The 5,258-nt window shown below is 46.0% G+C and carries 4 protein-coding genes; all 4 read right to left on the reverse strand.

Annotated elements, in window-relative coordinates; translation table 11 throughout:
* Positions 1 to 189: 189 nt before the first annotated feature.
* The 4 genes from A3766_RS24740 to A3766_RS24755 all read right to left on the reverse strand — a co-directional run bounded on the left by A3766_RS24740 (position 190) and on the right by A3766_RS24755 (position 5,209).
* A complete protein-coding gene (locus tag A3766_RS24740) occupies positions 190 to 1,326 on the reverse strand; it encodes a DUF1513 domain-containing protein (RefSeq protein ID WP_068511217.1) in 1,137 nt (378 codons plus the stop codon).
* Positions 1,326 to 2,384 (reverse strand): imelysin family protein, encoded by a 1,059-nt coding sequence (locus A3766_RS24745; protein ID WP_068511215.1) that lies wholly within the window; start codon positions 2,382 to 2,384, stop codon positions 1,326 to 1,328. The genes A3766_RS24740 and A3766_RS24745 overlap by 1 nt, the downstream gene beginning before the upstream one ends.
* The gene (locus A3766_RS24750) at positions 2,384 to 3,850 is read right to left on the reverse strand and encodes a di-heme oxidoredictase family protein (RefSeq protein ID WP_068554986.1); all 1,467 of its coding nucleotides are present in this window, start codon (positions 3,848 to 3,850) and stop codon (positions 2,384 to 2,386) included. The genes A3766_RS24745 and A3766_RS24750 overlap by 1 nt, the downstream gene beginning before the upstream one ends.
* Positions 3,851 to 3,913: 63 nt before the next feature.
* Positions 3,914 to 5,209, reverse strand: coding sequence for an imelysin family protein (locus tag A3766_RS24755; RefSeq protein ID WP_068511211.1), 1,296 nt, complete (start codon positions 5,207 to 5,209; stop codon positions 3,914 to 3,916).
* Positions 5,210 to 5,258 lie beyond the last annotated feature (49 nt).

The following is a 5,258-nucleotide window of genomic DNA, read 5'->3' on the forward strand; positions in this document are numbered from 1 at the left end:
ACTAATGTAATAGTGCAGATTGATAAGAGCTTAGATTTAATTGATATGTTATCTAACAGTTTGGACATATTTGACCCCCTATTGCCTATTCCAGAAGCTCGTTACCTATGAAGTTGAGCTGTATCACAGATAGTATAGTTGAGTTTTGACTTTTAGGAGCTTGAAAAATGGACTTTTGTATTTGTGTGTTTAGGCGCTCAAGAGATGGTTATCCCAGGCAATTTTGAGGCCTGGGTTGGATAAGTTTTGACTAAGTTCTTTTGTTGTATTGTTGTAGTGGTAAAGGTTGCCTAAGCCGTTGGAAATAACAAATTCATTGTTTCGATAGCTGGTTAAACCGCAGCCATCTTTACAACGAAGACTGCTTAAATAGATTAATTGATCAAAGTCCCAAAAGGTAATCAAATCTCCTTTGGGTGAGGAAACCGCGGCAGTTTTTCCTATGGGGTCAAAACAAACGCTGCCACAATAATGCTTCATGGCATAATTAACATCATCGGGTGCCCAAAGAGGTTTGAGGTCTTTCCCTCGTTGGTGGTGGGCAACCAAGGGAACGCTGTCAGTTTTATCTCCTTGATACTGTAGGCCGATCACCACTTCATCTCTTTGGTTGATATCGATGTGACGAATGCTCAGCTGGTGGTATTCCTCTTTTAACTTTACTTGCTCTAGTAAGTCACCACTCGTAAGCGAGACATAAGTTAGTGAAGGGGACATGGTATCGAGGTTCAGCTTTACACGACCTTTATCCGGGTGTGTGAGAATACCTCCATTGGCAATAACTAAAGTATCCGTGTCGCTGCAGAGCTTTATTTCATGTGGACCAATACCATGGCTTGAGAGCTGGGCGTGTACGCGATAATCGTTGAGCACATCTCTCACAAAAAGCCTTCCTTGACCCGAATCTATGTGATTTTCAGTGCTGACCAAATAACGTCCATCAGGTGTGTAAAGAGCATGCCCGTAGAAGTGGAAACCCTGTTCAGGCTGAATATGTTTTATCACTCTGCCTGATTTGATTGAAGATACGATTATGTATTGACCAGGACGCCGCCCAATGACTGCTATTTCTTCTTTATGAGGGTGCTTGATCACCTGGTGAGCTCTGGCGGGAAGCTTAAGCCGACTGACAGGTTCGCCATTTCCTTGTAAGCAAATTACCCAATGCTGACCGTGTCTATCCCTAGCTGCACTAATGAGCAATTCTGAGTCGTTTTCCTTGGCGAAGGCATTGAATGGGCTGAGTAAGCTGCTTGCGACTATAGATCCAAGGAGCTGTCTTCGGCTTAGCCTTGTGTTTTCTAATGTCGAGAGTTTGTCAGTCATTAATCACCATCTCGACTGTTAAAGCCAAGGTGAATACCCAAGGCCGATACTGATGTTTCGAGCTCCTTGTGTAAGGTGCCTATTTTCTTATAGATGTCTAATGTTGCCTGGTAGCCTTCAGCTGTTCTGACTGCATTTTCCAAAGGTGTATTGATCTGCTTAATTGCATCGACCAGGGCCGTGTATTGATGGCTAATTGAATGGTATCTTTCAGGGGGGAGTATGTTGGCTAGCCCTTCAAACATAAGCTGAAGGCTAAGAATATTCAACTCAATATTGCGCAATGAGCGTTGGCTTCTCCATGATTCCAGTCGCTTATATTTTTCTTTCCCAAACGCGCTGCCAAGCGGGCGTTTAAGCTTTAAGTCTCGTATGACTTCCAAGGGTTCGATCATTGTTTTTAATAAAGCTGTGGCGGCGTCGATGTCGTCTTCGAAGTAGCCGTCTAGTTGTTTAGCGTCGGCAAACTGGCCACGCATATGCTTAAGCCACTCGCTATGTAGTGATGTACTGATCGTCGAAACATTCTGAGAGATCGTCGTTAATACATCGCAGTGGAACTTATTTGCCTTGAGTTCATTGAGCGCCGATTGTTTGAAAAGAATTCTTTCAATCGCGGGTAAGCCTTTAACGCTAATGCTGACACGCTGGAATTTATCTTCATTCAGCAATGTTTTGTCGTCACTTGCTAGAAGAACACCTAGGTGTTTGCCGATATGATTCTTCTTGTCGGGCCAGAACTGTAAGCTATGGCTGCGCATTGAAAACTCTATGGGGCCAAACGTGATATTTTGAATAGATTGCCAGGCATCCATCGTCTTGTGGAAATCACCGATGCTATTATCTAGCGCCTCTTGAGAAGGGCTTTGGCAGAGGCCTTGGGTGCTCTGCTGCAAAGCCTGAGAGGCAGCGCTAAGCGATTGATAAAACGGGATAACAAAGCTATTAACTGTCGCATGGTTGAAGTTTTTCCAGTCAGCTTCACTTGGGGCGGCATGACATACAAATGAGAGGATACAAGCTAAGAAAATACTGGAAATCGTAGAGGTTCTGTTCATTAAAGTGATTCCAAAAAAGTAAGCAGTTGTGCGCGTTGCTCTTGGGGCATTGTTTGTACGGCTTGCTTGGCAGATTCGGCCTCGCCGCCATGCCACATAATTGCTTCAAGTATACTGCGTGCGCGGCCGTCATGCAGAAGAAAATGGCTGCCATTTACGTATTTGTCTGAACCGAGCCCCCAAAGTGGAGCGGTTCTCCATTCCTGTCCGTTTGCCTTAAACTCGGGTCGATTGTCCGCCAGCCCTAGCCCCATGTCATGCAGTAATAGATCGGTGTAAGGCCAGATGGTTTGCATGTTAAGAGAAGTTTGCTCAGTATGCCCGGATGTTTGATAGCTTGGAGTATGGCACGCGGCACAGCCAGCGGAGTGAAAGACGGCTTTTCCTTTATTGACCATTTCTGCATTGTCTATTTTTCGAATGGGTACCGCGATATTTCTTGTATACAGCAATAAAGCATCGGTCATCGCCTTTGGCGCTTCCATGTGGTTGATATCCGGGGCTTGGCGGGTGCGGTTTCCATGGGCTTGTTTTCGGCAGCTTGTTTGTGAAGGAGTGCAGTCGCCCCAATGTTGTGGAAATAACGGTGTACTAATGCCGAGATCCCCCTTGAACGCGCTAGCGTTTTGTTGACGAAGGTTGGGGGTGCCTGCTTTCCAGCCAAAACGGCCAAGTGCCGGTGCTTGTTTTTGCTGATCCCAAACCCAATTGGCTTTGCCTGAAATACCATCTTGGTTACTGTCGTCTGGGTCGGTTTTAGAAAGAATGTCCTGTTCATTTATCGCTTCGATAAGACCCAATCCGATCATGGGCGAGGAAATACGTGGCGAAATCATCAAATCTTCATCCATTGGGCCATACTGAGGCGCTATGATTTGGTAATCCGGCTTTCTTAGGCTAACCATTTCGCCTTCGCTTAGCTGAATTTTTTGTTCTGTATAGCTGACTCGTAGCTGTGCCTCAGCTTGTCCACCCGGGTAGGCAAAGGTCTGTAGCTGAGTGCCATAAGTAGGCTCTGGTATTAGCCCTATGAGGCCACTTTCCAGTGCTCGTTTTTGCTCGGCAGTTTTGGCTGGAGTGCTAAGCCGAAGAAATAGTGCAGGGGAGGTTTTACCTTCTTCTTTTAATATGCCTCGACCATTCTTCTCGTGGCAACGGGAGCAGGATCTTGCATTGTAGAGTGGGCCTAAGCCATCACTTGCGGTCGTACTTGAGGGGGCAAATACCCAAATTTTTTCAAAGATGGCCCGGCCGATTTTAAAGTCGAGCTTTGTCTCCATATCCAGAAGGGGGGAGGGATGATCAAAACTGTTTCGTTGTTTGCTTTGGCCAGCACTATGTTGACCTGATGGGTAGAGTTCTCTGGCACTATGGAGTTTGCTATTTGAAGCGAGGGTCGAGTCAGCATTTATGTAGAGTAAAAAGCTGACCGCTAAAAGAGGAAGTGCGAAGATGGTTTTATTCATAGCTACCAAAACGCCCGCTTGTTAGGCGGGCGTAAATAAACAGGTGCGTCACCTAGTTGTTAATTACTCTGCTACAGCAGAAGGGTTGTCCAGGCTGTCAGAACCTTCAAAATCAATATTGCTGAGGCCTAAGACCTGAATGACCTTTTCAGTTGTTTTGGCTTGAGCAACGAGTGCATCAACAAAGTTCTGAACGATTTGGTTGCCCGCAGTATTACCTTCACCGATCAATACATCAAAAGCTTGGCCTTTAGCCGCCGCGTCAACCATTGCTTGAGCCGTCGCTTGAGTAGCATTAAGCTTACCCAGCATTTCAGCATCCAGTGCTGGGTCTGCTTGCTTCACTAAGTCAGAAAGGCTTGCACCATCTACTGAGTTGTTGTTGATGCTCTCATACTGACCCATATAGACATTCTTGATGCCCAAGGCGTCATAGTAGTGGGAGTTATGAGTGTTATCCGAGAAGCAGTCATGTTCTTCTTCAGGATCGTGTAGCATCAAGCCAAGCTTAGTCCGCTCGCCAGCTAGCTCGCCATACGCAAGGCTACCCATGCCTGTCAGCATGGTTGCCAAGGCACCTGCTTCGCTTTTAGCGGTTAGCTCAGCAACTGATGCTCCGCCTTCTTTCCAGTTATTGGCCATGTCTTCTAGGTCTGAAATCAATAAGCTTGTTGCTGCTTGAAGGTACTGACGACGGCGCTCACAGTTGCCACCGGTACACTTATCAAGTGAGAAATCGCTTGCTGGGCGAGAGCCAGCACCAGGGTTGTTACCGTTTAAGTCTTGGCCCCACAGCAAAAATTCGATGACGTGATAACCCGTTGCAACGTTAGACTCAACTTCGTCAATTTCATGCAGAGTGTTTGCAAGTAGTTCTGGTGTAATTTGGCTAGCATCTACTTTCTTGCCGCCAATCATTGGTGCAGGGTTGGCAATGATGTTAGCAGCATAGAATGGGTTTTCATCAGACTCAGCACCATATGAAGCATCAACATAGTCGATCAAACCTTCATCAAGAGGCCATGCGTTGACTTTACCTTCCCAATCATCAACCGATGCGTTGCCAAAACGGTAGACTTCTGTCTGTTGGTAAGGCGCGCGTGCCGCAATCCAAGCGTCTTTAGTTTTTTGCAAATTGGCTTCGTTAGGATTAGCTAGAAATTCATTGACTTGAGCTTGCAGTGCTTGAGCGGCGCTTAGCGAGTCCTGATAGTTTTCTTTAGCGATATCAATATAAGTATCGATAACTGAAGCTTGGCTAGTTTCTTTTGTTTCCATCATTCCGCAGCCGGATAGGCCCATAGCGGCGACTGAGCCTGTGAGGACAAAGTTTCTAATGGATGATTTTAGAGAAAGCATGGATAACCCCTGAAAGTTAATTTTAAAAATGACCTAATGGACCAATATG

This window comes from Oleiphilus sp. HI0132 (assembly GCF_001635845.1).